The sequence below is a fragment of the Thauera sp. genome (assembly GCF_047601425.1).
Classification (GTDB): Bacteria; Pseudomonadota; Gammaproteobacteria; order Burkholderiales; family Rhodocyclaceae; genus Thauera.
The window spans coordinates 1,515,312-1,540,240 of sequence record NZ_JASGJL010000001.1; the positions used below are offsets into that span (position 1 = coordinate 1,515,312).

Consider the following 24,929-nt stretch of genomic DNA (forward strand, 5'->3'; position numbering starts at 1 on the left):
TCCCCCGCGCCGCGATTTCAGGGCACAATCGATCCTTTGCCGGCAACGCTGCGCTGCACAGGATGCCGGCATCTCCGCTCACTCACGCATATTCCAGGCACATCGATGAACCCGCTGCTCCAGGTACGCCAGCACGGCCAGCAGATCTGGCTCGACAATCTTTCCCGCACCCTGCTCAACGACGGCCTCCTCGCACGCTTCATTGCCGACGACGGCATTGCCGGGGTCACCACCAATCCGGCGATCTTCCACAAGGCGATCGCGGACGGGCGCTATTACGAAGACGACCTGGCCTTCCTGAAAGCACGGCCGATCAGCGCCGAGGCTCGCTACGAAGCGCTGGTGATTCCGGACGTGCAACGCGCCTGCGATCTGCTGGCGGCGCTGCACCGTGACAGCGGTGGCGACGCCGGCTACGTCAGCCTCGAAGTATCACCCGCACTGGCCCACGACGCCGCCGCAACGCTTGCTGCCGGCCTACGCCTGAAAGCCGCGGTGGACCGCCCCAATCTGCTGATCAAGGTCCCGGCCACGCCCGCCGGCATCGAAGCCATCGAGCAATTGATCGGCGCCGGCGTCAGCGTCAACGTCACGCTGATGTTCTCGCTCGCCCACGTCGAGGCCGTCGCCCAGGCCTACCTGCGCGGACTCGAACGCCTGCGCGCTGCCGGCGGCGACGTGACGCGCATCATGTCGGTGGCGAGCCTGTTCCTGTCGCGGGTCGACACCCTTGTCGACAAGCAGCTCGAGGAACTGGGCGGCTCGGCGCCGGGCTTGCGCGGCAAGAGCGCGGTCGCCACCGCCAAGCTCGCCTACCTGCGCTACCGCGAACGCTTCAACGGCCCCGATTTTGCCGTACTGCGCGAAGCCGGGGCGAAGCCGCAGCGGATGCTGTGGGCGAGCACCGGCACCAAGAATCCGGCCTACAGCGACCTGCTCTACGTCGAGCCGCTGATCGGCGCCGAAACCGTCGAACACCCTGCCCGACGCAACGCTGGATGCGCTGCGCGACCATGGCAAGGTCGCCGCCAACACGCTGGGCCAGGACATCGAGGATGCAGCGGCGCAGTACGCAGCGCTGGAACAGCACGGTATCGATCTGAATCAGGCAGGCGAGCGCCTGCAGCAGGAAGGCCTGCGGCAGTTCGAGCAGGCGTTTGCCGCCCTGCTGGAACTGACTGCCTGAAGACTGCCGACAGGATGAAGCCGGGCCTTTCGCGTGCTCAACGCGAAAGGCCCGGCTGAGTTTACCGGCTAGTCAGGAAGCCAGCGCCGGCACTTCCTTGCCGCGCATCAGCGTGGCTCGCGGCACGCCTCGATGGTCACCGGCAGCGCCGAGCAGTTCCTTCATGTCGAGGATCAGCACGATCTGGCCATTCGAGAGGGTTGTCACGCCGGCGACTCCCTTCGGCCGGAAATCGTCGAGCGACTTGATCACCGCGTCTTCGCGGCCGGCAAAGCTGTCGATGGCGAGGATGAAGGACAGTTCGGCAGCCTGCATCAGCACCCCGTACTGCGGCGCCCGCTCCTGCGGCCAGCCGAGCAGCGAGGACAGCGGCAGGATCTGCAGCACTTCACCGCGCACCACCATGGTCGCCTTGCCGCCGACGTCCTGGATCATCGCCGGGTCGATCGGCAGGATTTCGCGCACCATCGCCAGCGGCACGGCGAAAGGCTGCTCGCCCAGGCGCACCAGCAGCACCGGCAGGATCGCGAGCGTCAGCGGCAGGCTGATGATCAGCGTCGTGCCCTTGCCCTGCTGCGAACGGATCTCGATGCTGCCATTGAGCTTCTGGATGTTGGTCCGCACCACGTCCATGCCCACGCCGCGGCCCGACACGTCCGACACCTGCTCCGCCATCGAGAAGCCCGGCAGGAAGATCAGGTTGTAGCTCTGGCGCTCGTCCATGGTGCTGGCTTCCTCATCGGTGATGAGGCCCTTGGCCAGCGCCTTGCTGCGCAGGCGCTCGGCATCCATGCCGCGGCCATCATCGGCAACCAGAATGACGATGTGGTCGCCTTCCTGGCGCGCCTCGAGGCGGACGATCGATTTTTCCGGCTTGCCGGCGGCGATACGGCCGGCGCGGTCTTCGACGCCATGATCGACCGCATTGCGGACCAGGTGGATGATGGGGTCGGACAGATCCTCGATCATCGTCTTGTCGATCTCGGTCTCCTCGCCGACAAGCACCAGTTCGACATCCTTGCCGAGATTGCGGGCCAGGTCGCGGGCGATGCGCGGATATTTCTGGAACAGCCGGCCGATTGGCTGCATGCGGGTCTTCATCACTGCGTTCTGCAGGTCGGAAACCAGCAGATCGAGCTGGCTGACCGCGAGATCGAGCGCGTGCAGGGTCTCGGAATCGTTGCGGCCGCTGAGGATGTCGCTGCGCAGCGCATTGAGCCGGTTCTTGGTCAGGCCGATCTCGCCGGAGAGGTTCAGCACCTGATCGAGGCGCGCGGTGTCGACACGGATCGAGTTATCGCGCTGGCGCTCGTTGTCGCGCCGGCCGACCGGCCCGGAAACCCCCGGCTTGTCAGTGGCGCGCCGCCCGATCGCCGCCTTGATGACCTCTTCGGCAGGAGCCGGATTGACCGGCGCGACGACCGCCGGCGGCGCCGCAGTGCCAGGCTCGCCCGCAGGCTTGCCGGTCACGGCCGCATACAGCAGATCCCAGGCCGGCTCACCCGGCAACGGCAGGCCGACGCCTTCCGCCGGCCTGGCAGCGGGCTGCGCGATTTCGACCGCCTCTCCCGCCAGCGTGGCCTTAAGGCGCGCAATGAGATCGGGGTCCGCCGGAGGCGGCTGGGTGGCGCTTTCGAGAAAACCGAACATTTCACGCACTGCGGAGGTCGCTGCCAGGATCACGTCCATCGCTTCGGGCGTGATCGACAGCTCGCCATTGCGCAGCTTGTCGAACAGGTTTTCGGTCAGATGGCACAGGGTCACGAGTTCCGCTGCATTCAGAAAGCCGGCGCCGCCCTTGATCGTGTGAAAACCGCGGAAAATGTCGTTGAGCAGACTGCGATCCTCGGGCGAGCGCTCCAGATCGACCAGCTTGTTATCGACCCCGGACAGCAGATCCCCCGCTTCGATGAGGAAGTCCTGCAACAGATCTTCCATTCCCGCAAAATCACTCATGGTCTTCTTGCTCCACTCTTTCCATTGCGGACATGCGGTCTTCCCGGTCCGTCCTTGTGCAAGGCCCGCTCGTTGACAGGCAGGTCCGGCTCAGAAACCCAGGCTTTCGAGCAGGTCGTCGACCTGCTCCTGGTTCGTCACGATGCCGTCGCCCGCCTTGCCGTCGATGACCGGCCCGTTCATCAGGCTTCCTGCGCACTCGACCTTCACCGCCGGCGGAGCGGATTCGATCAGCACCTCCAGCAACTGGGCCTCGAGCGCCTGCGCGGTCTGCAGCACACGCTTGATGACCTGGCCGGTCAGGTCCTGGAAATCCTGCGCCATCATGATGTCCATCAACTGCGCACCGGTTGCAGCACTGTCCGTTTCGGCCTGGCCGAGAAAATCGCGCGTCTCGATGCTCAGCAGGCGAAAATCCTCGGGAGACATCCTGCCGGCGAAGACTTCGTCCCAGCGCGTGCGCAAGGCCGCCGACTTCTGCTGAATCCTGTCCTGCAGCGGCCGGGCGATGTCCGTGGCGTTGAGAACTCGGCTCGCCGCCTGCTCGGTCATCTGCGCGATGTAGTCCAGCCGCTGGCGGGTATCGGGAATCGCCTGTGCCGCCTGCTGCAGGCCGGCATCCAGCCCGAGTTCGCGCAGCGCATCATGGAGCTGGCGGGTCATATGGCCCAGGCGGTTGAAAACGACGTGGTCGCCGCCGGCTTCCTGCTGCTCCCCGGCTGCATCTGCCACGGGTGGCGCCGTCTCGGCCGACACTGCATCGAACAAGGCCTGAAGTTCGTCACTGTCGCCGGCTTCATCGGCTGCAGCCGCCAGTGATGCGGCCTTCGGCGCAGCGGCCGGACAAGCCTCGGCAGGCTGCGCGGCGATGCTGTCGAACAATGCCTGAAGATCGTCCGAGTCACCCGACTCGTCGAATTTAGGCTGTTTACTCATGTCCAGACTCCATGCTCGGGATACGCAAGCGTTCAGGTGATGTGCCCTTCGGCTGGGCGTTCCTGCTCTCAGGCGCCCTGGGCCGGGCGCCTCTATGGCGGGCATCCCTAAGCCGGGCGCCCCATCTTCTCGAAAATCTTCTGCAGCTTTTCCGCCAGAGTGGCGGCGGTGAAAGGCTTCACGACGTAGCCGCTCGCACCGGCCTGGGCCGCGGCGATGATGTTCTCCTTCTTCGCCTCGGCGGTGATCATCAGCACCGGCAGGTGCTTGAGCTGCGGCGTACGCCGGATCGTCTGCAGCAGCGTCAGGCCGTCCATGTTCGGCATGTTCCAGTCGGTGACGACGAAATCGAACTGCGCCGAAGTCAGCTTCTGCAGCGCGATCGCGCCATCCTCGGCTTCATCGACGTTGGTGTAGCCCAGTTCCTTGAGCAGGTTGCGGACGATCCGCCGCATGGTCGAGAAATCATCGACGACGAGAAATTTGAGTTTGGGGTCGGACATTCCAGGTTCTCCATTCATTCCGGCTCGGCTCAGGCTGCGCGGCGTGCACGCGCAAGCATCGGCCTCAGGGTTTCGGCAAGTATGTCAGCGTCGAATTTTGCCACGTACGCGTCCACCCCCACCCGTTTGCCCATCGCCCGATTGGCCTCGGACGACAAGGAGGAATGCATCACCACCGGAATTCCCTCGAAGCGCGCATCGGCCTTGATGTTGCGCGTCAGCACATAACCATCCATCTCGGGCATCTCGGCATCGACCATGATGAGGTCGATTTCCTCGGCGATCGCTCGGCCCGTCTGCTCCGCGTGGTCGGCGATGCTGACCAGCCGCGTCCATGCCTCGAGGCCGTTCTGCGCATATTTGTGGCGCACACCGAGCTTGTCGAGCACTTCGGTGATCTTGCGCCGCGCCACCCCGGAGTCATCGACGAAGAAGACATTGACCTCATGGCCATTGCCGATCGGTGCGATGTTGCCGACCACCGCATCCCCGAAGGTGTTGGCCAGGATGCTCTCGACGTCGAGGATCGACACCAGGCGGCCGTCCGGCAGCTCGGTGATCGCCGTGATGTAGGCGTGGTTGCCCCCCGACACGTTCTCGGGCGTGCGTACCTTCTCCCAATCGACGCGGATGATGCGGTCAACTTCCTCGACCAGGAAACCGAGCGTGCGCTTGCTGTACTCGGTGACCATCATCGACCCTTCCTTCAGCGTTCCGGGCTGGGCAACGCCGAGGATGCCGGCCAGCGACAGGACGGGAATGACGTTGCCGCGCAGCGAAATCAGGCCTTCGACACCCGTGGGCATGTTGGGCGTGCGGGTGATGAAAGGCGTCTTCGAGACTTCGCGCACCTTGAACACGTTGATGCCGAAGTGCTCGGTGGTGCCGAGCGAGAACAGCAGGATCTCCATGCAATTGGAGCCTGCGAGCTGCGTCCGGCTGACGACCGAGTCGAGCAGCGGGGATTCTTCCTGGGCAAGTTTCAGCATGGCAGCTCCTCAATCCTGCGCCCGGGGCGCGACACCTTCCTGAAGCAGCCGGCCCAGGGTCTGCGCCAGGCGTTGCGGCTCGAACTTGGGCACGTATTCGTCCACACCGACCGACAGCCCCAGTTGCTGGTTGGAGCTGCCCGACAACGACGAATGCATGATCACCGGAATGCCCGTGAAGCGGCGGTCGGACTTGATCTGCTTGGTCAGGATGTAGCCATCCATCTCCGGCATCTCGACATCCGTCAGCACCAGGCTGACGAGATCCCCGACCTTGCGTCCGCTGCTCTCCGCATGGGCTGCGGCCCGATTCAGCTCTTCCCACAGCTTTCTGCCATTGACGGCCGAGACATGGCGTACGCCCATGGCGTCGAGCGTCTGCTGGATCTGACGCCGCGCCACCGAAGAGTCGTCGGCGAAGTACACGACATGGCCATCGCCATCCGGTACCTGGACGATGTCCTTGAAGATGAACTCGTTGTCGTAGCGGGTCGTTTCGGACAGCACTTTCTCGACGTCGAGCATCATCACCAGCCTGTCGCCCGGCAGCTCGGTGACGGCAGTGACGAGGCCGCCCATGTTGGCGGTCAGCATCTCGGGCGGCACCCGCATCTGCGACCAGTCGAGGCGCAGGATGGTATCGACGGCCTCCACCAGGAACCCCTGGGTGTGGCCGTTGTACTCAGTGACGATCATGATCTCGCGCGGCGTCTCGACCTTCATGCCGATGTAGCGCGCCAGATCGACCACCGGCACCAGCGTGCCGCGCAGGCTCACCATGCCTTCGACCGAGGCCGGCATTTCGGGTGCGGCGGTGATGCTCGGCGTCCGCATCACTTCGCGCACCTTGAACACGTTGATGCCGAAGGTTTCGCGCCGCCCGGTACGGCCGTCGGTGCCGAGGGTGAACAAGAGGATTTCGAGCTTGTTCGTCCCGGCCAGCCGGGTACGCGCATCGATGTTCTTCAGTAGGTCGGACATGTTTCCCCCGTCTGGGGCAAGAATCGGTTATCGCATTTGCGACGGTATGGAGTCGATATCGGCCGGATTCGCCGGGACTTGAGCCTGCCCGCTCAACTCGGCGGAGACGGCAAGCCCTGCATCAGCCTGACCCCTTGCCCGGTCAACGGCATTGGGGCGTCGCCATCGATCTGCTCGCCCACCGATTCGCGGCTGTCACCGGTGCCAACGGCGACACCGGCCGTGCCGGTCTGGTTGCGAATCGCGTCTTCGGTCGATTTGTTCAGCACGATGATGCTGATGCGGCGATTGGTCGGATCATAGGGATCATCGCGATTGAGCGGGATGGTGTCGGCCAGGCCCACGACACGGACCATCTTCCCCGCCTCGAGCCCGCCCGCGACCAGTTCGCGGCGCGATGCATTGGCGCGGTTCGACGACAGCTCCCAGTTCGAGAAGCCCCGCTCGCCGCCGGCATACTGGGACGAATCGGTATGCCCCGACAGGCTGATACGGTGATCGACGTCATTCAGCGCCCCCGCGATCATGCGCAGCAGCTCGCGCGTATAGGGCCTCAGCTCGGCACTCGAGGAGGTGAACATCGGCCGGTTCTGCTCATCGACCAGCTGGATTCGCAGGCCTTCGGTGGTGATGTCCATCAGGATCTGATTCTTGAACTGGCGCAGGGAAGCATTGGCCTCGATGATCGCATCGAGGCGTCCCTTGAGATCAATCAGGCGTGCGCGCTCCTTGCGTTCGGCCAGCTTCTCGGCGCTGATCTCGGCTTCGCTCTTGCGCTTGCCACCCGCCGCGTCCATGTTGATCGAACGGGTGCTCTCGACGTCGCCGCGCCTGACCTGACCCACCGAGCGCGTCAGATCCTCCCCGCCGCCCGGAATCACGCTCGAACTGTCGCCCGTGCCATCCCCGCCTTCCATCGACAGCTTGATCGGATTCTGGAAATAGTCGGCGATGCCTTCGAGATCGCCCTGGGCGGTGGAGCCGAGCAGCCACATCAACAGGAAGAAGGCCATCATCGCCGTCACGAAGTCGGCATAGGCGATCTTCCAGGCGCCGCCGTGCGCCGCGCCGCCGCCCTTCCTGATCCGTTTGACGACGATGGGCTGCTGGGTATCGTCGCTCACGCCACGCTCCCTTCATGCCCTTGGCTGATCCGTGCTCGCATGGTTCAGCCCTTGCGGCTCTTGAGCTCCTGCTCGAGCTCGACGAAACCCGGCCGATCGGTCGAGTACAGCACCTTGCGGCCGAATTCGACCGCGATCTGCGGTGCATAACCGTTCATGCTGGCAAGCAGCACGACCTTGATGACCTGGTAGATCTTGCCGCTCTCCTCGACCTTCTGTTCGAGCTGGCCCGCGATCGGCGCCACGAAGCCATAGGACACGAGAATGCCGAGGAAGGTACCGACCAGCGCGCCGCCGATCATCTTGCCCAGCACCGCGGGCGGCTGGCCCACCGAGCCCATGACGTTCACCACCCCCATCACTGCGACGACGATGCCGAAGGCCGGCAGCGCATCGGCGACCTTGGAGACGATGTGGGGCGCCTGGTGCGCTTCGGTGTGATGCGTTTCGATCTCCATGTCCATCAGGTTCTCGATCTCGAACGCATTCAGGTTGCCGCCCACCATCATGCGCAGATAGTCGGTCATGAACTCGACTGCGTGATGGTCTGCGGTGACGCTCGGGTACTTGGAAAAGATCGGGCTGGAATCCGGGTTCTCGATGTCCCCTTCGATCGACATCAGGCCCTCCTTGCGGACCTTGGCGAGCAGTTCGTAAAGCAGCGCCAGCAGGTCCACATACATGGCCTTGTTGTACATCGAGCCCTTGAACACCGAGGGCAGCGCCCCCATCGTGGCCTTGATCGCCTTGCTGCCGTTGCCGGCCACGAAACCGCCGATCATCAGGCCGATGATGGCGAGATACTCCATCGGCACCCACAGCGCTGCGAGGCTTCCGTGCACCGCATAGGTGCCGAGCGAGGCGGCCAGGATGATGACATAGCCGATGATCAGGAACACAGCTCACTCCAAGATGAAGACGCTGCGGCACAGCCTAACCGCAACGGAATCCAGAACCCGTGATTTATATCGTCAGGCACCGGAAAAACTTGAATTTCCCCACCGGGGCTTGCCAGGCAGCATGAAAAAAGGGCTGCCCCGGCCTGCGGGCAGCCCTTGTTCGCGCCGCCCGGCCGGGCGGCAGATTCCTGCATCAGGCGGTCTCGGCGACGGCCCGATTGACCGGCTTGCGCTTGGCCACCGCCTTCGGCTTGGCCGTGCGGGCCTTCCCCGAACCGGATTTGCCCGCACGCGACGGCATGTTGCACAAGCCGCATACGTAGTCATGCACCGGGTCATGCGCATGAACGACGAAGCTGCCGCCGCACGAACGGCATGCCGCCATCTGCAGCAGATCGGCATCGAAGAAACGGACCAGGGTCCAGGCACGCGTCAGGCTCAGTGCCGGCTCAAGCGAAGTGGCCTCGAGGTGGTCCAGATAGAGGTGGTAGGCCTTGATGATGGCATCAAGGCCGCTCAACGCGGCCCGCTCGACATAGAAACGGTACAGCGCCATGAACAGCGACGAATGCACGTTCGGCTGCCAGGTCATGAACCAGTCGGTCGAGAACGGCAGCATCCCTTTCGGCGGCGAAACGCCACGCACTTCCTTGTAGATGCGCAGCAGCTTTTCGCGGCTCAGGCTGGTCTCGACTTCGAGCATCTGCATGCGCGCGCCGAGCTGCACCATTTCCACCGCACGGCGAATGTCGTTCGCCTCGTCGAGCACGCTCTTGTTCTTCATCTCAGTTCCTCAGGCCGCACCTTCGGCCGCCTTGCCTGCGGCGATGATCGCGGCATGCAGGCCGGCGCTCACCGCATCGCGCCCTTCACCCGCCATCAGGCGGGCAAGCTGGACATCATCGAAGCGGAAACACGGCACCAGCATCTGGCTTCCCGCCATTCTCACCAGTTTGGCCGCACTCATCGTCGCGATCAGTTCGGCCAGTTCGTCGCCGATGCCAAGCCGGAACATCGCCGTCGCCCGGTCGCTGCGCAGCATCTGCTGGGCAAGCATCAGATAAGCGAGGTTCAGTTCACGAATTTCGGCCTGGAAGTCGGGTCGTTCCATAAATTTCCAATCCCTTTCAGGGACGAACGGCATCGAAGTTAAAGTAAATTATTCGTAGCAGCAAGTTACAAAGCCACACCGGCAGCTAATCGGATAGCATCGGCGTTGCCCGGAAACAACAAAAAAGCATGCGGCCGGCAGTTCAGGAGGCAGGGCCGATCAACTGTGGCGCAACGACACAGTTGCGCCCACGTGCCTTGGCGAGAAAAGCCCCCTGATCGGCAAGCTTGATCAGCGTCTTCATCACCGGCATCGATTCATCCCGCACCGCCACGCCGATGCTGACCGAGAGATGCAGACGCGGACCACCCGTCTCGATTTCCAGGCTGGCCGCCGCTGCCCGCAGGCGCTCTGCGCAGGCAAGCGCCGCGCCCAGATCGGCATCCGGACAGATCACGACGAACTCGTCTCCACCCATGCGGCAGAGCACATCCTGCGCACGCAGCACGCCGCGCAGCGCATCAGCCACCTGGCGCAGGGCCATGTCGCCGACGTCATGCCCGTGCGCATCGTTGATCTCCTTGAAGCCATCAAGGTCCACGACCATCACCGCCAGGGGGCGATGGTGCCGCGCACATGCCGCCCACTCCATGTAGAGGCGATCGATGGCATAGCGGCGATTCGGCACGCCGGTCAACACATCGGTCATCGCCGCCTCCTGCAGGCGCCGGTTCGAAATTGCCAGTTCGGCAGCAAAATGCCGGAGCTCCTCGCGCTCGTGCTCGAGCCTCAGTTGCAGCAGAATCATGCGACGCCCCGTCTGCATCCGCAGCGCCAGTGCGCTCGGGCAGATCGGCCTGACGAGAAAATCGTCGGCCCCTGCCTCGGTGGCCTTCTTCAGCGTTTCTTCGTCCAGATGGTCGAGCAGCACCAGCAGATACATCGAGCGGCCGAAACGGGTGTCACGCAGGGCCCTGATCCAGTTGGCCCAGCAGCCCTCGCGCCCCCAGGCGACGACCATCAGTTGCGGCTGCAAATCGATCGCCCTTTCGATTCCCTGATCGTAGTCGTCCTCTTCGGTAATCAAAAAGGCAGCCGAATCCAGCGTCGCACGCATGCATGCACGCTCATCCTTGTTTGTGCCGATCACCAGCACGCGGACGGCCTCATCGTCCATGAACTCTTCGCCCGTACCGCCCGGGCGCTGTACGGCACGTTCCTGCGAACGCCGGGCAGTCTCTGCAGCCGGCGGTTCCCGTGTGGACGACAGCTCGGAAAACGCGGGCGCCGGCCTGGTTTCGAGCAGCAGCAATTTGCCCCACTCTTCCCATTCGCGTCCGACGTTCTCGCAGAGTGCGATGAAGTCGCCATGCGATATGCCCAGACGGCTCGACAGCCGCAACATCGTCAACATCAGGTTCGCATGCTCGGACTCGGGCGAGAGACATAGCTGCGCCATTGCCCGGGAAAGCACCAGGCACTGCAGCAGGCCCGCTTCACGGCTGGACTCGGCGAAGCTGACAAACTCCGGCGTTTCGTGACACCGCACCGGGGCGATCATCACCTCGGGCAGCCCCCAATCCGTCAGCATCGCAGCGCCGAGCTCGCAATGCGTCATGGCGAAGGCCTTCTCCTCGAGGTCAAGCTGGCCCAAGGTCGGCGTCACTGCGATTTCACGCAGCACGCGGCCGAACTCGACCGGATACAGCGTCGCCAGAGCCAGTTCGCCGACACGCGCAAGCAGGCCGAGACTGAAGGCTTCGTCGGCGGCGACGACACGCACGCGCAGCGCCAGCGCCTGCATCGACAGCGCCATCACCAGCGAAGAGGACCAGAAACGCTCGTAATCGAAAGTCTCGCAGGCGCCCTTGCGATAATTCGACAGCAGGGAAAAACCCAGCGCCATCGTGCGCACTGCGGGCAAGCCAAGCACCATCAGGGCATCCTGCACCGACACCACCGCGCGCTTGCTCGCGCCCAGCGAGGAGTTCGCAGCCTTGATCAGGCGCCCGACGAAGGCCGGGTCGCCCTTGATCGCCTGCGCAAGGTCGGCCATCGACACGTTTGGAGACTGGGTCAGCCGGATGATCGCGATCGCCACACCGCGGGGCGAAGGGAGATCGCCAGCCGCCTTGATCTGCTCGAAACGCTTCATGTCAATCGGCTGCTGCATGGATTCCTCGAGTGTTGTTCGATCGTCGGTGTGACTGAAGCATGGGGCACCTGCCTTCATTGTCCGCCGTGCCACCGGCAGGACAGCGGCAATGGGCCTATCGTGCGCGCCAAGGATACGTCGAATCCATATGCCGGACTGCGCAGAAAAGCACGCTAGAATCCAGAAAACTTCTTCCCTCGTCCATTTCATGAATTTTTGTTCGAACTGCGGCGCCCAGGTCGAAATCCGCATTCCGGCGGGCGACAGCCATCTGCGCCACGTCTGCCCGCAGTGCGGCACGATCCACTACCAGAACCCCAAGCTGGTGGTCGGCGCATTGCCCGAATGGGAAGACCGGATCCTGCTCTGCCGCCGCGCGATCGAGCCGCGCCACGGCTACTGGACCCTGCCCGCCGGCTTCATGGAAAACGAGGAGACGACCGCCGAGGCCGCCGCGCGCGAGACCGCCGAAGAGGCCTGCGCACGCATCGCGGTGGGCGATCTGTACACCCTGATCGACGTCCCGTACATCAGCCAGGTCCATCTGATCTACCGCGCCCGCCTGCTCGACCTGGATTTCCGCGCCGGCGAGGAATCTCTCGAAGTGGCGCTGTTCCGCGAAGAAGAGATTCCCTGGGATCAGATCGCCTTTCGCAGCATCGGCCTGACCCTGCGCCACTTCTTCGACGACCGCCGCCGCGGCCACTGGACCTTCCACAGCGCCAGCCTGGCGCCTCCGCCTGCTGCCTGACAGCCCGGCCTGAAGCCGGCGCCCGACCCCAGGCTTGAAGCCGCGTCGCCCCGCGGGCGATAATCCGCCGTTTATTTTCCCCGGCGGATCATGACCAGCTACATCTTCATCGTCATCGGCGCCGTCCTGGTCAACAACGTCGTCTTCGTCCGCATCCTCGGCCTGTGCCCCTTCATGGGCGTGTCGAAGAAGCTCGACACCGCGATCGGCATGGGCGCGGCGACCACTTTCGTGCTCACGCTCGGCTCGGGCTCGAGCTACCTGATCGACCATTACCTGCTGCAGCCCTTCGATCTCGGCTACCTGCGCACGCTGTCCTTCATCGTCGTCATCGCCGCCATCGTCCAGCTCACCGAACTCGTCATCCAGAAGACCAGCCCGCTGCTGCACCAGGTGCTCGGCATCTACCTGCCGCTGATCACCACCAACTGCGCGGTGCTCGGCGTGCCGCTGCTCAACGTCGGCATGAACCACGACCTGCTCGAATCGCTGCTGTTCGGCTTCGGCTCCTCGGTCGGCTTCACGCTGGCGCTGGTGCTGTTCGCCGGCATCCGCGAACGCCTCGACGGCGCCGACGTGCCGGTGCCGTTCAAGGGCACGGCGATCGCGATGATCACCGCCGGCCTGATGAGCCTGGCCTTCATGGGCTTCGCCGGCCTCGACCGCTTCCAGTGACCGAGAGACGCGACCGATGCTGACCGCCCTCCTCGTCATGACCGCCATCGCCCTGGTGCTCGGCGCCGCGCTCGGCTATGCCGCGGTGCGCTTCAAGGTCGAAGGCGACCCGCTGGTTGACAAGATCGACGCCGTGCTGCCGCAGACGCAGTGCGGCCAGTGCGGCTATCCCGGCTGCAAGCCCTACGCCCAGGCCATCGCCGGCGGCGAGGCCGACATCAACCAGTGCCCGCCGGGCGGCGAGGACGGCATCCGCAAGCTGGCCGACCTGCTCGGCCGCGAATTCAAGCCGCTGTCCGAAGAGCACGGCATCGAGAAACCCAAGGCCGTCGCCCTCATCGACGAGCAGACCTGCATCGGCTGTACGCTGTGCATCCAGGCCTGTCCGGTCGACGCCATCGTCGGCGCGGCCAAGCAGATGCACACCGTGGTCGCGCCGCTGTGCACCGGCTGCGAGCTGTGCCTGCCGCCCTGTCCGGTTCAACTGCATCAGCATGGAGCCGGTCGCCGAGACCGTCCACAGCTGGAAATGGAAGTACCCGGTGATCGACATCAGGAAAGCCGCATGATCGCCCGCCTGTTCAAGTTCCACGGCGGCGTCGCCCCCGAAGGCCACAAGGACGAGTCCGCCGGCACGCCGATCCGCCGCGCGCCGCTGCCTTCGCGCCTGATCGTGCCGCTGCGCCAGAGCACGCGCACGACCGCGCGCCGCTGCGTCGAAGTCGGCCAGAAAGTGCTCAAGGGCCAGCGCATCGGCGAGCCGGAAGGCAGCTTCGGCACCGCGGTGCATGCGCCGACTTCCGGCACCGTGGTCGATTTCGGCGCCTACCCGATGGCCCACCCCTCGGGCCTGCCGACGCGCTGCGTCGTCATCGAGCCCGACGGCGAGAAACGCTGGATCGAACGCCAGCCTTTCGACATCGACAGCGCCGGCCGCGATGCGGCGCTGGCCTGGCTGCGCGACTGCGGCGTCGTCGGCCTCGGCGGCGCGGCCTTTCCCAGCCATATCAAGCTCGGCAGCGGAGGCGGCGTCAACACGCTGATCCTCAACGGCGGCGAATGCGAGCCCTGGATCACCTGCGACGACCGCCTGATGCGCGAGCGCGCCGCCGAAGTGCTGGCCGGCGCCCGCATCCTGTTCCGCCTGATCGGCGCGCGCGAGCTGCTGATCGGCATCGAGGACAACAAACCCGAAGCCATCGAGGCGATGCGCGCCGCCGCCCGCGAGGCCGGCGACGAAGTGCGCATCCTGCCGGTGCCCGCGCTCTACCCGATGGGCGGCGAAAAGCAGCTCATCCGCACCCTGACCGGCATCGAGATCCCCTACGGCCGCTTCGGCGCCGAATACGGCGTGCAGTGCTTCAACGTCGGCACCGCCTATGCTGCGTACCGTGCCATCGAGCACGGCGAGCCGCTGGTGGATCGCATCGTCACCCTCACCGGCAACGTCGCCCATGCCGGCAACTGGGAAGTATTGATCGGCACCCCGATCGACGAACTGCTGGCGCTCGCCGAGCCGGCAGCGGACACCGACCGCTGGCTGATGGGCGGGCCGATGATGGGCTTCGCCCTGCCGCGGCTCGACGTGCCGGTGATCAAGGCCTGCAACTGCATCATCGCCGCCTCGCCGACGCTGATGCCGCCGCCGCCGCCCGAGCAGCCCTGCATCCGCTGCGGCGAATGCGCCCGCGCCTGCCCGGCCGAACTGCAGCCTTTCGAGCTGTACTGGTTCAGCCGCGCGCGCAACTTCGACAAGGCGAAGGCCTACCACCTGTTCGACTGCATCGAATGCGGCTGCTGCGCCTACGTCTGCCCCTCGCACATTCCACTGGTCGATTACTACCGCTTCGCCAAGAGCGAGATCGCCGCCGGCCAGCGCGAGAAGAACGCCGCCGACGAGGCGCGCGAGCGCTTCGAATTCCGCAACTTCCGCCAGGAGCGGGAGAAGGAAGAAAAAGCGGCCCGCTTCGCCGCCAAGGCCGCGGAGACCCGCGCCCGCACGGCCAGCGAAGCCGCTGCTGAAGCACCTGCGGCCAGTGCTGCCGCCGAAGCAGCAGCAAACTCTGCTGCGCCGGCCGCCGGAGTGCTGGCGACCGGAGCGCCCACCGCCGACGATCCTGCAGCCAAGAAGAAAGCCCTGATCGCCGCCGCGCTCGCCCGCGCCCAGGCCCAGAAGGCCGCAGCGGCCCCCCGCAACACCGCAGACCTCAGCCCCGCGACCCAGGCCGAGATCGCCGCCATCGAGTCCCGCCGCCAGCAGGCCGGCGCCAAAGCCGGAGCCACAGCCGAAAACAGGGGCGGAACTGCGGCGGCAGCGGTGGGCACCGAGAACACCCGCGCCGAAGACGAGGCCCGCTGACCCCCATGATCCACGCCCCCTACATCCGCAAACCGGCCAGCGTCCAGCGCATCATGGGCCTGGTGCTGCTGGCGCTGCTGCCCGGCATCGCCGCCTACGTTTACACCGTGGGCGCCGGCATCCTGGTCAATCTCGCCATCGCCACCTGCACCGCGCTCGCCGCCGAAGCGCTGGTGCTGGCCCTGCGCAAGCGCCCGGTGGCGATCGCCTTGCGCGACCTGTCGGCGGTGCTGACCGCCTGGCTGGTGGCGCTGTGCTTTCCGCCGATCGCCCCCTGGTGGCTGACGATGATCGGCGTGCTGGTCGCGATCGTGATCGCCAAGCAGCTTTACGGCGGCCTCGGCCAGAACCCCTTCAACCCGGCGATGGTGGCCTACTGCATGGCGATCGTCGCCTATCCGGCGCTGATGTCGCAGTGGCCACCCGTTGGCGGGATGGATTTCGGCACCCAGCTCGACCTGATCCTCGGCGGCGCGCGCGACATCGACGGCCTCACCGGCGCCACCGCGCTCGACGCCCTGCGCACCGGCCTGCATGCCGGCGCCGGCCCGGTCGACGTGCTCAGGCAGGGGCCGGCCTTCGGCTTCCTCGGCGGCAGCGGCTGGGAGTGGATCGCGCTCGGCTACGCCGCCGGCGGCCTCTTCCTGCTCGCTGCGCGGGTCATCACTTGGCACATGCCGGCCGCCTTCATCGCCACCCTGGCGCTGGTGTCCGGGCTGTTCTGGCTGTTCGATGCGGCCCGTTTCGCCTCGCCGCTGTTCCATCTGGCCAGCGGCGGCGCGATGCTCGCCGCCTTCTTCATCGTCACCGATCCGGTGTCCGGCGCCACCACGCCGCGCGGCAAGCTGATCTTCGCCGCCGGCGTCGCCCTGATCGCCTGGATCATCCGCAACTTCGGCGCCTATCCCGAAGGCATCGCCTTCGGCGTGCTGCTGATGAACCTGTGCGTGCCGCTGATCGACATGAAGACCCAGCCGCGCGTCTTCGGCCACCGCGGGGAACGGCGATGAGCACGGCCAATGACGCCCTGCGCACCTCGCTGCGCACCGCCGCGATCATGCTGGCCTTCACCGTCGCCTTCACCGCGATGATGGCCTTCACCTACGACCGCACCCGGCCGGCGATCGAAGCTTCGGCGCAGGAAGCGCAGATGCGGCTGATCGACGAGGTGCTGCCGCCGGACAGCTACGACAACGCCCTGCTCGACGATTACGTGCACCTCGGCCCCACGCCTGCACTCGGCCTCGACAAGGGCGGCAGGGTCTGGCGTGCGCGCAAGGCCGGCGAGCCGGTCGCGCTGATCGCCGAAGCCGTCGCCGCCGACGGCTACGCCGGCCGCATCTCGCTGGTGGTCGCGATCAACACCAACGGCCTGCTGTCGGGCGTGCGTGTCACCGAGCACAAGGAAACCCCCGGCCTGGGCGACTACATCGACCCGAAGAAGGACCGCCGCAAGGACATGCCCTGGATCGGCCAGTTCGCCGTGACCACCTGGCAGGAAACCGATCCGGCAAACTGGTCAGTGCGCAAGGACGGCGGTACTTTCGGCTACCGCACCGGCGCCACGATCAGCGCCCGCGCGGTGGTCGGCGCCGTCGGCCGCGCCACTGCCTGGGCCACGGCCCGCCAGCACGACCTCTTCACCGCCCCCGCCGGCAGCACTTTCGGAGCGCAGCCATGAACATCCAGCAATTCCGCGAGCTCACCCACAACGGCCTGTGGAAGCAGAACACCGGCCTCGCCCAGCTGCTCGGCCTCTGCCCCATCCTCGCCGTCAGCACCAGCATGGTGAATGCGGTCAGCCTCGGCCTGGCCACCATCCTGGTGATGGCGCTGGCCAACCTCGCCGTCTCGGCGCTGCGCGGCTACATCCCCTACGAGATCCGCATCCCGGTCTTCATCCTGATCATCGCCGCGCTGACGACAGTGGTGGACCTGAGCTTCAATGCGTATTTGCACGATCTTTACCTGGTGCTCGGCATCTTCATCCCGCTGATCGTCACCAACTGCATCGTGCTCGCGCGCGTCGAAGCCTACGCGGCCAAGAACGACCCGCTCACCTCGACCCTGGACGGTGTCATGATGGGCCTCGGCCTGGTCTGGGTGCTCGGCCTGCTCGGCGGCATCCGCGAACTACTGGGTGCCGGCACGCTGTTCTCCGGCATCGAAATGATCGTCCCCTCACTGTCGGCCTGGAACGTGTTCGGCGACGACTATCCCGGCTTCCTGGTCGCAATGCTGCCGCCCGGCGCCTTCATCACGCTGGGCTGCCTGATCGCCGCCTTCAACGCGATCAACGCCAAACTGGCCGAGCGTGCTGGCCAACGCCCACCCGCGGCGCCGGCCGGCACGGATGCCGAACCGGCCGGGGTGAACTGAAACCATGGCCCTGATGAAACGCGACGCGATCCGCGAATTCTTCCGCCGCCTGCACGATGCCAACCCGAGCCCGCAGACCGAGCTGGAATACGCTTCGCCCTACCAGTTGCTGGTGGCGGTGGTGCTGTCCGCCCAGGCCACCGACCGCAGCGTCAACATCGCCACCCGCAAGCTGTTCGCCGACGCACCGACGCCCGAGGCGATGGTGTCGCTCGGCGAAGCCAGCATTGCCGAGCACATCAAGACCATCGGCCTGTTCCGCAACAAGGCCAAGAACACCCTGGCGCTGTCGCGCCTGCTGCTCGAACGCCACGGCGGCGAAGTGCCGGCCGACCGCGACGCGCTCGAAGCCCTGCCCGGCGTCGGCCGCAAGACCGCCAACGTCGTGCTCAACACCGTGTTCCGCCAGCCGGTGATGGCGGTCGACACCCACATCTTCCGCCTCTCCAACCGCAGCGGCCTGGCCCCCGGCAAGGACGTCGTGGAGGTGGAAAAGGCCCTGATGCGCCGCGTCCCCAAGGACTACCTGCTCGACGCCCACCACTGGCTGATCCTGCACGGGCGCTACGTCTGTACCGCGCGCAGCCCGAAATGCGGCCAGTGCATCGTGCACGACCTGTGCCTGTTCCGCGACAAGACCAACTGACGCCCCCACGGCACAAACGAACCGAAGCCGGCAAGCAGGATCGAATCCTGCAGCCCGCCCCCCTCCCCCAGAACACCTCCCGGAGCCCCCATGTTCAACCCCAGCCGCGACCAGGTCCGCAACTTCTTCATCGAAAGCTGGCGCAAGCACCAGGCGCGCGAGGTGCTGACGCCGATGGAAACCATCGCCGCCGACATCATCGGCCATCATCCGGAATACCACGCCATCGTCGAAGACCCGGACGCCATCGACCGCGACTTCCCCCCCGAGGACGGCGGCATCAACCCCTTCCTGCATCTGTCGCTGCACCTGGCGATCGAGGAACAGCTCTCCATCGACCAGCCGCCCGGCATCCGCGCCGCCTTCGAAGCCGCCTGTGTGCGCCACGGCAACCGCCACGATGCGATGCACGACGCGCTCGAAAGCCTCGGCGAAATGCTGTTCAACGCCCAGCGCAACGGCACCCCGCCCGACGCCGCGGCCTACCTCGCCAGCCTGCGCAAGAAGGCCGGCCTCATCTGAACACCGCCCGCCGGCCCGGCTGGGTCGCCACGCGCCGGCATTTCATGCGTTAGCATGAAAAAGCAAACCAGCATTTCATCGTTCCGCCCCATGGGCCGGCAACGGACAATCGGGGCACATACAGTGCCCTCATTTGCCAGGAGAACCCACCCATGCCGCAGCACACCTCCGTTTCCCGTCGTCCTTCCCTACTGACCCGCCTGCTGCTCGGCGCCGCCACGGCCGGCGCGCTGCTGCCGGCCTGGGCCGCCGACCTGCGCATCGGCCTGTCGTCCGACGTCACCTCGCTCGACCCGCACTTCGTCAACATCGCGCCGAACATCGCCTTTTCCGACCACATCTTCGACACCCTGGTGAAGTCCGACGCCAGCGGCAAGCTGGTGCCGGGACTGGCGGAAAGCTGGCGCGCAGTGTCGCCGACGACCTGGGAGTTCAAGCTGCGCCAGGGCGTCGTCTTCTCCGACGGCACGCCACTCACCGCCGAGGACGTGGTGTTCTCGCTCGACCGTCCCGGCACGATCAAGAACAGCCCCGGCCCCTTCACCAGCTACACCAACCAGATCGTCCGCAAGGAAATCATCGACGCCCGCACCGTGCACCTGCACACCGCATCGGCCTACGGCCCGCTGCCGCTCGACCTGATCTCGATCTACGTGGTGTCGAAGAAGGCCGCCGAGAATGCCGGCACCGAGGACTTCAACACCGGCAAGGCGCTGATCGGCACCGGCCCGTTCAAGTTCGCCGCCTTCCGCAAGGGCGAAAGCATCGAGGTCACGCGCAACGAGCGCTACTGGGGCAGCAAGCCCGAATGGGACAAGGTGGTGTTCCGCATCCTCGCCTCCGACGCGCCGCGCCTGTCGGCGCTGCTGGCCGGCGACGTCGATGTGATCGAGAACGTGCCCGCCGCCGACCTCGCCCGGCTCAAGACCAACCCGCAGGTCACGCTCGCCCAGCACACCACCTGGCGCACGCTGTTCTGGCAGCTCGACCAGTTCCGCGACCAGAGCCCCTTCGTCGCCGACAAGGACGGCAAGCCGCTCGCCAGGAACCCGCTCAAGGACCTGCGCGTGCGCCAAGCGATCTCCAAGGCGATCAACCGCCAGGCGCTGGTCGAGCGCACGCTCGAAGGCCTGGCCGAGCCGGCCTCCAACATCAACGCCCCGGGCATCTTCGGCTACAACGACCGGATCCCGCTCGAGGCCTACGACCCCGAAGGCGCCAAGAAGCTGCTCGCCGAAGCCGGCTACCCCGACGGTTTCTCGCTGACCATCCACGGCACCGACAACCGCTACATCAACGACGAGCAGGTGGTGCAGACCGTCGCCCAGTTCCTCAACCGCATCGGCATCAGGACGCGGGTCGAGACCCAGCCGGTCGCCACCTACTTCGGCAAGGCGCGCGCGCACGAATACAGCTTCGCGCTGCTGGGCTGGGGCTCGCTCGCCACCGACTTCACGCTGCGCTCCATCGTCGGCACCATCGACCCCGACACCGGCTGGGGCAGCTGGAACTGGGGCAAGTACAGCAACCCGAAGGTGGATGAACTGGTGGCCGGCGCGCTGGCCGCGGTCGAACCGGCCGAGCGCGAACGCCTCGCCCGCGAAGCCGCCGGCGTCGCACTGGGCGACCTGGCGGTGATCCCCTCGCACCACCAGCTTGCCACCTGGGCGCTGCGCAAGGGCTTCGCCTACGACGGCCGCATCGACGAGTTCACCTTTGCGCATGAAATTCGCAGCACCCGCTGAACAGCCGCCGGCCTGCCATGACGGAGCCGGCGCATGATCCTGTTCCTGCTGCGCCGCCTGCTGCAGACCGCCCAAGTGCTGTTCATCATGTCGCTGCTGGTGTTCGTCGGCGTCTACGCCGTCGGCAACCCGCTCGACATGCTGGTCGATCCGCAGGCCACCGCGGCCGATACCGCCCGCGTGGCCGCGGCGCTGGGGCTGGACCAGCCGCTGTGGGTGCAGTACTGGCGTTTCCTCGGCAACGCGCTGCAGGGCGACCTCGGCAACTCCTTCCTGCACGGCACGCCGGCGCTGCAGCTGATCGTGCAGCGCCTGCCAGCGACGCTGGAGCTGGCCGTCAGCGCGCTGCTGATCGCGGTGCTGCTCGGCATTCCGCTCGGCCTGTGGGCCGGGCTGCGGCCGGACAGCTTCGGCGGGCGCACGATCATGGCCGGCTCGATCCTGGGCTTTTCGCTGCCGACCTTCTGGGTCGGGCTGATGCTGATCATGGTGTTCTCGGTGCATCTCGGCTGGCTGCCGTCCGGCGGGCGCGGGCCGACGCGCGAATTCCTCGGCCTCGAATGGTCGCTGCTGGCGCCCGGTGGCTGGCGCTACCTGCTGCTGCCGGCGCTCAACCTGGCGCTGTTCAAGCTCGCGCTGGTGATCCGCCTGACCCAGAGCGGCACCCGCGAGGCGCTGCTGCAGGACTACGTGCGCTTCGCCCGCGCCAAGGGCCTGCCGCCGCATCGCGTGGTCGGCGTGCACGTGTTGAAGAACATCATGATCCCGGTCGTCACCGTGGTCGGGCTGGAATTCGGCACCCTGATCGCCTTTTCGGTCGTCACCGAATCCATCTTCGCCTGGCCCGGCATCGGCAAGCTGCTGCTGGACTCCATCAACCAGCTCGACCGGCCGGTGGTGGTCGCCTACCTGCTGCTGATCGTGTTCATCTACACGCTGATCAGCCTGGTGGTCGATCTGCTCTACGCCGCGCTCGACCCGCGGGTACGCCTCGCCGGCGGACAGACGGCATGAGATTCAGCCGATGACGGCTTCCGCTTCTTCCTCCCCTTCTTCGTCCATCTCGCCCTCCCACCCGGGCACAGGCGGCTGGCGCACGCTGGTCCGCGCCTACGCGACCAGCCCGCTGGCGGTCGCCGGGCTGGTCCTGCTGCTGGTGATCGTCGCCGCGGCGCTGGCCGCACCCTGGATCGCGCCGCAGGACCCTTACGACCTGTCGCAGCTCGACATCATGGACTCGCGCCTGCCGCCGGGCAGCACCAGCGCCGACGGCAGCCTGCACTACCTGCTCGGCACCGACGGCCAGGGCCGCGACATGCTGTCGGCGATCCTCTACGGCCTGCGCATCAGCGTCGCCGTCGGCTTCAGCGCCACGCTGCTGGCGCTGGCGCTGGGCATGTCGCTCGGGCTGGTGGCGGGTTATGCCGGCGGGCGCATCGATGCCTTCGTGATGCGTGCGGTGGACATCCAGATGTCCTTCCCGGCAATCCTCACCGCGATGATCCTGCTGGCACTGTTCGGCCAGGGCACGGACAAGATCATCATCGCCCTGGTCGCCTCGCAGTGGGCCTACTACGCCCGCACCACGCGCAGCGCGGCGCTGGTCGAAGGCCGGCGCGAATACATCGAGGCCGCCCGCCTGCTCGGGCTATCCACGCCGCGCATCCTGTTCCGCCACCTGCTACCCAACTGCCTGCCGCCGCTGATCGTCGTCGCCGCGCTGCAGGTGGCGGCGGCGATCGCGCTGGAAGCCACGCTGTCCTTCCTCGGCCTCGGCCTGCCGGTCACCGAGCCATCGCTCGGCCTGCTGATCTCCAACGGCTTCCAGTACCTGTATTCCGGCCGCTACTGGATGAGCGTGTTCCCCGGCGTGGCGCTGCTGCTGACCATCGTCGCCCTCAACCTGGTCGCCGACCGCCTGCGCGAGATCCTCAACCCGCGCCTGCAATCATCATGACAGCGATCCCGCCCTCCACGACCCACGGCACCGAACCGCTGCTGTGCGTCCGACACCTCAGCACCCGCTTCCGCAGCCGCGACGGCGAAGTGACGGCGGTCGACGACATCAGCTTCGAACTGGCGGCTGGCGAAGTGCTGGGCCTGGTCGGCGAATCCGGCTGCGGCAAGTCGATGACCGGCTACTCGCTGATCGACCTCGTCGATCCGCCCGGCTACATCGCCGGCGGCTCGGTACGGCTGAACGGCCGCGAACTGCGCGGCCTGCCGGCCAAAGCCTGGCGCGCACTGCGCGGCGACCGCATCGCGATGATCTTCCAGGATCCGATGCTGACGCTGAACCCGGTGCTGCGCATCGACACCCAGATGGTCGAGACCGTGCTCGCCCACCGCCGCATATCCCGCGCCGAGGCGCTGGCCCGTGCGCTCGACGCCCTCGAACGGGTCGGCATCCCGGCCGCGGCCGAGCGCCTGCGCAGCTACCCGCACCAGCTCTCCGGCGGCATGCGCCAGCGCGTGGCGATCGCCATCGCCCTGCTCAACCAGCCCGACCTGATCATCGCCGACGAACCCACCACCGCGCTCGACGTCACCATCCAGGCGCAGATCCTGTACGAGATGCAGACCCTGTGCCGCGAAGCCGGCACCGGCCTGATCTGGATCACCCACGACCTCTCCGTGGTCGCCGGCCTGGCCGACCGCGTCTGCGTGATGTACGCCGGCCGCATCGTCGAGCAGGGCAGCACCGCGCAGGTGCTGGAACGCCCCGCCCACCCCTACACCCGCGGCCTGCTCGACGCCACGCCCGCCGCCGCACTGGCGCGCGGCCACCGCCAAGGCGAGCCGCTGCGCCAGATTCCCGGCAGTGCGCCGCCGCTGTCGGCGCTGCCGGCCGGCTGCGCCTTCCGCCCGCGCTGCCCGCGCGCGGACGAAGCCTGTCTGCAAGTACCGCCAAGAGTCGAAACGGCAGACGGCCAGCAAGCGCTGTGCTGGCACCCGCTGTCGCCGGGCGAAGCCCTGCCCGAGGCAAGCACCGCCATCGGAGCGCAATCATGAGCACCCCGCCGCTGCTCGCCCTCCACGGCATCCACAAGCACTTCGGCCCCCGGCCGGACTGGCTGGAAAGCATCGGCATCCGCCTCGGCTGGCTGCCGCCGCCGGCCCGCGTGCACGCGCTCGACGGCATCGACGTCGACATCGCCGCCGGCGAAGTGCTCGGCCTGGTCGGCGAATCCGGCAGCGGCAAATCCACCCTCGGCCGCGTCGCCGCCGGCCTGCTGTCGCCCGACCGGGGCACGCGCCTATGGCACGGCAAGGAAATCGAAGCCACGCCGATCGCGGCCAACGGCATCCAGATGGTCTTCCAGGACCCATCCGCCTCGCTGAACCCGCGCATGCGGGTGGCCGAACTGATCGCCGAAGCACCGCGCACCCACGGCCTAATCACCCGCAGCGAACAGGCGGACTACGTCGCCGAGCTGCTGCGCCAGGTCGGCCTCGACCCCGGCGCGGCGGGCCGCTTCCCGCACCAGTTCTCCGGCGGCCAGCGCGCCCGCATCGGCATCGCCCGCGCGCTGGCGGTCAAACCCGAACTGCTGATCTGCGACGAGCCGGTCGCCGCGCTCGACGTCTCGGTGCAGGCCCAGGTGCTGAACCTGTTCGGCGAACTGCGCAGCCGCCTCGGCCTGACCTACCTGTTCATCAGCCACGACCTCGGCGTCGTGCGCCACCTGTGCGAGCGCGTCGCCATCCTCTACCTGGGCCGCATCGTCGAAAGCGCGCCGGCGGACGCGCTATTCACCGCGCCGGCCCACCCCTACACCCAGGCCCTGATCGCCGACGCGCCGACACTAAAGGCCGAGAAAAAACGCTTCGTCGCCATCCGCGGCGAACTGCCCTCGCCGCTGTCGCCACCATCCGGCTGCCACTTCCACCCGCGCTGCCCGCATGCCTTCGGCCGCTGCCGCAAGGAACGGCCGGTGTTGCGCGAGATTGCGCCCGGCCATCAGGCCGCCTGTCATCTGCACGACGGTCCCGCTGCCCTGTCCCTGCTGCCACCCTGACCCCAGGCTCCAGGCTCCAGGCTCCAGGCAGCCTGCATCGAGCAAGAAAGTAA

General features: G+C 66.5%; 23 protein-coding genes and 2 pseudogenes. 15 read left to right on the forward strand and 10 right to left on the reverse strand.

From position 1 onward, the window contains the following. Window positions 1-105 precede the first annotated feature (105 nt). Window positions 106-1,186 (forward strand): annotated as a pseudogene (gene tal / locus QM748_RS07370) (transaldolase). A 72-nt stretch (window positions 1,187-1,258) separates the two neighbouring features. Here the strand turns inward: tal and QM748_RS07375 are convergent. From QM748_RS07375 to QM748_RS07420, 10 genes are all read right to left on the reverse strand, one after another. Continuing rightward, a complete protein-coding gene (locus QM748_RS07375) occupies window positions 1,259-3,142 on the reverse strand; it encodes a chemotaxis protein CheA (RefSeq protein ID WP_415246358.1) in 1,884 nt (627 codons plus the stop codon). A 90-nt stretch (window positions 3,143-3,232) separates the two neighbouring features. After that, window positions 3,233-4,078 (reverse strand): protein phosphatase CheZ, encoded by an 846-nt coding sequence (gene cheZ / locus QM748_RS07380; protein ID WP_415246359.1) that lies wholly within the window; start codon window positions 4,076-4,078, stop codon window positions 3,233-3,235. Window positions 4,079-4,185: 107 nt separating this feature from the next. Continuing rightward, the gene (cheY, locus tag QM748_RS07385; RefSeq protein WP_415246360.1) at window positions 4,186-4,581 is read right to left on the reverse strand and encodes a chemotaxis response regulator CheY; all 396 of its coding nucleotides are present in this window, start codon (window positions 4,579-4,581) and stop codon (window positions 4,186-4,188) included. A 29-nt stretch (window positions 4,582-4,610) separates the two neighbouring features. Next, on the reverse strand, window positions 4,611-5,570 hold the full coding sequence (locus tag QM748_RS07390) for a chemotaxis protein (protein ID WP_415246361.1): 960 nt from the start codon (window positions 5,568-5,570) through the stop codon (window positions 4,611-4,613). Window positions 5,571-5,579: 9 nt separating this feature from the next. Continuing rightward, window positions 5,580-6,551: a chemotaxis protein gene (locus tag QM748_RS07395; RefSeq protein ID WP_415246362.1), complete on the reverse strand. Its 972-nt coding sequence runs from the start codon at window positions 6,549-6,551 to the stop codon at window positions 5,580-5,582. A 92-nt stretch (window positions 6,552-6,643) separates the two neighbouring features. Further along, entirely contained in the window at window positions 6,644-7,675 is a 1,032-nt protein-coding gene (motB, locus tag QM748_RS07400; RefSeq protein ID WP_415246363.1) for a flagellar motor protein MotB, read from the reverse strand. Between the two features lie 44 nt (window positions 7,676-7,719). Next, entirely contained in the window at window positions 7,720-8,574 is an 855-nt protein-coding gene (motA, locus tag QM748_RS07405) for a flagellar motor stator protein MotA (protein WP_415246364.1), read from the reverse strand. A gap of 193 nt (window positions 8,575-8,767) precedes the next feature. Continuing rightward, the gene (gene flhC, locus QM748_RS07410; RefSeq protein WP_415246365.1) at window positions 8,768-9,358 is read right to left on the reverse strand and encodes a flagellar transcriptional regulator FlhC; all 591 of its coding nucleotides are present in this window, start codon (window positions 9,356-9,358) and stop codon (window positions 8,768-8,770) included. Between the two features lie 9 nt (window positions 9,359-9,367). Next, the gene (gene flhD / locus QM748_RS07415; protein ID WP_415246366.1) at window positions 9,368-9,685 is read right to left on the reverse strand and encodes a flagellar transcriptional regulator FlhD; all 318 of its coding nucleotides are present in this window, start codon (window positions 9,683-9,685) and stop codon (window positions 9,368-9,370) included. A gap of 142 nt (window positions 9,686-9,827) precedes the next feature. Next, window positions 9,828-11,798: a diguanylate cyclase gene (locus QM748_RS07420; protein ID WP_415246367.1), complete on the reverse strand. Its 1,971-nt coding sequence runs from the start codon at window positions 11,796-11,798 to the stop codon at window positions 9,828-9,830. Between the two features lie 190 nt (window positions 11,799-11,988). On the opposite strand from QM748_RS07420, the gene QM748_RS07425 reads away from it, so the two are divergent. From QM748_RS07425 to QM748_RS07490, 14 genes and pseudogenes are all read left to right on the forward strand, one after another. Beyond that, a complete protein-coding gene (locus QM748_RS07425) occupies window positions 11,989-12,531 on the forward strand; it encodes an NUDIX hydrolase (protein WP_415246368.1) in 543 nt (180 codons plus the stop codon). 90 nt (window positions 12,532-12,621) lie between these two features. Next, a complete protein-coding gene (gene rsxA / locus QM748_RS07430; protein ID WP_415246369.1) occupies window positions 12,622-13,206 on the forward strand; it encodes an electron transport complex subunit RsxA in 585 nt (194 codons plus the stop codon). Window positions 13,207-13,222: 16 nt separating this feature from the next. After that, window positions 13,223-13,775 (forward strand): annotated as a pseudogene (gene rsxB, locus QM748_RS07435) (electron transport complex subunit RsxB). Next, entirely contained in the window at window positions 13,772-15,565 is a 1,794-nt protein-coding gene (gene rsxC / locus QM748_RS07440; RefSeq protein WP_415246370.1) for an electron transport complex subunit RsxC, read from the forward strand. The pseudogene rsxB and the gene rsxC overlap by 4 nt, the downstream one beginning before the upstream one ends. Window positions 15,566-15,570: 5 nt before the next feature. Next, window positions 15,571-16,575 (forward strand): RnfABCDGE type electron transport complex subunit D, encoded by a 1,005-nt coding sequence (locus QM748_RS07445; RefSeq protein WP_415246371.1) that lies wholly within the window; start codon window positions 15,571-15,573, stop codon window positions 16,573-16,575. Then, window positions 16,572-17,246 carry an RnfABCDGE type electron transport complex subunit G gene (locus tag QM748_RS07450; RefSeq protein ID WP_415246372.1) on the forward strand — a complete coding sequence of 225 codons (675 nt, stop codon included), beginning with the start codon at window positions 16,572-16,574 and terminating at the stop codon, window positions 17,244-17,246. Before QM748_RS07445 ends, QM748_RS07450 begins: the two co-directional genes overlap by 4 nt. Beyond that, entirely contained in the window at window positions 17,243-17,944 is a 702-nt protein-coding gene (locus QM748_RS07455) for an electron transport complex subunit E (RefSeq protein ID WP_415246373.1), read from the forward strand. Before QM748_RS07450 ends, QM748_RS07455 begins: the two co-directional genes overlap by 4 nt. Window positions 17,945-17,957: 13 nt before the next feature. Next, window positions 17,958-18,590, forward strand: a complete 633-nt coding sequence (gene nth, locus QM748_RS07460; protein ID WP_415248036.1) for an endonuclease III — start codon at window positions 17,958-17,960, stop codon at window positions 18,588-18,590. Window positions 18,591-18,680: 90 nt separating this feature from the next. Further along, window positions 18,681-19,112: a DUF1841 family protein gene (locus QM748_RS07465; RefSeq protein ID WP_415246374.1), complete on the forward strand. Its 432-nt coding sequence runs from the start codon at window positions 18,681-18,683 to the stop codon at window positions 19,110-19,112. A gap of 152 nt (window positions 19,113-19,264) precedes the next feature. Then, on the forward strand, window positions 19,265-20,857 hold the full coding sequence (locus QM748_RS07470; protein ID WP_415246375.1) for an ABC transporter substrate-binding protein: 1,593 nt from the start codon (window positions 19,265-19,267) through the stop codon (window positions 20,855-20,857). Window positions 20,858-20,890: 33 nt separating this feature from the next. Beyond that, window positions 20,891-21,871, forward strand: a complete 981-nt coding sequence (locus tag QM748_RS07475) for an ABC transporter permease (protein WP_415246376.1) — start codon at window positions 20,891-20,893, stop codon at window positions 21,869-21,871. A 10-nt stretch (window positions 21,872-21,881) separates the two neighbouring features. After that, window positions 21,882-22,814 (forward strand): ABC transporter permease, encoded by a 933-nt coding sequence (locus tag QM748_RS07480; RefSeq protein WP_415246377.1) that lies wholly within the window; start codon window positions 21,882-21,884, stop codon window positions 22,812-22,814. Next, a complete protein-coding gene (locus tag QM748_RS07485; RefSeq protein ID WP_415246378.1) occupies window positions 22,811-23,869 on the forward strand; it encodes an ABC transporter ATP-binding protein in 1,059 nt (352 codons plus the stop codon). Before QM748_RS07480 ends, QM748_RS07485 begins: the two co-directional genes overlap by 4 nt. Then, entirely contained in the window at window positions 23,866-24,876 is a 1,011-nt protein-coding gene (locus tag QM748_RS07490) for an ABC transporter ATP-binding protein (RefSeq protein WP_415246379.1), read from the forward strand. The genes QM748_RS07485 and QM748_RS07490 overlap by 4 nt, the downstream gene beginning before the upstream one ends. The last annotated feature ends 53 nt before the right edge of the window (window positions 24,877-24,929 follow it).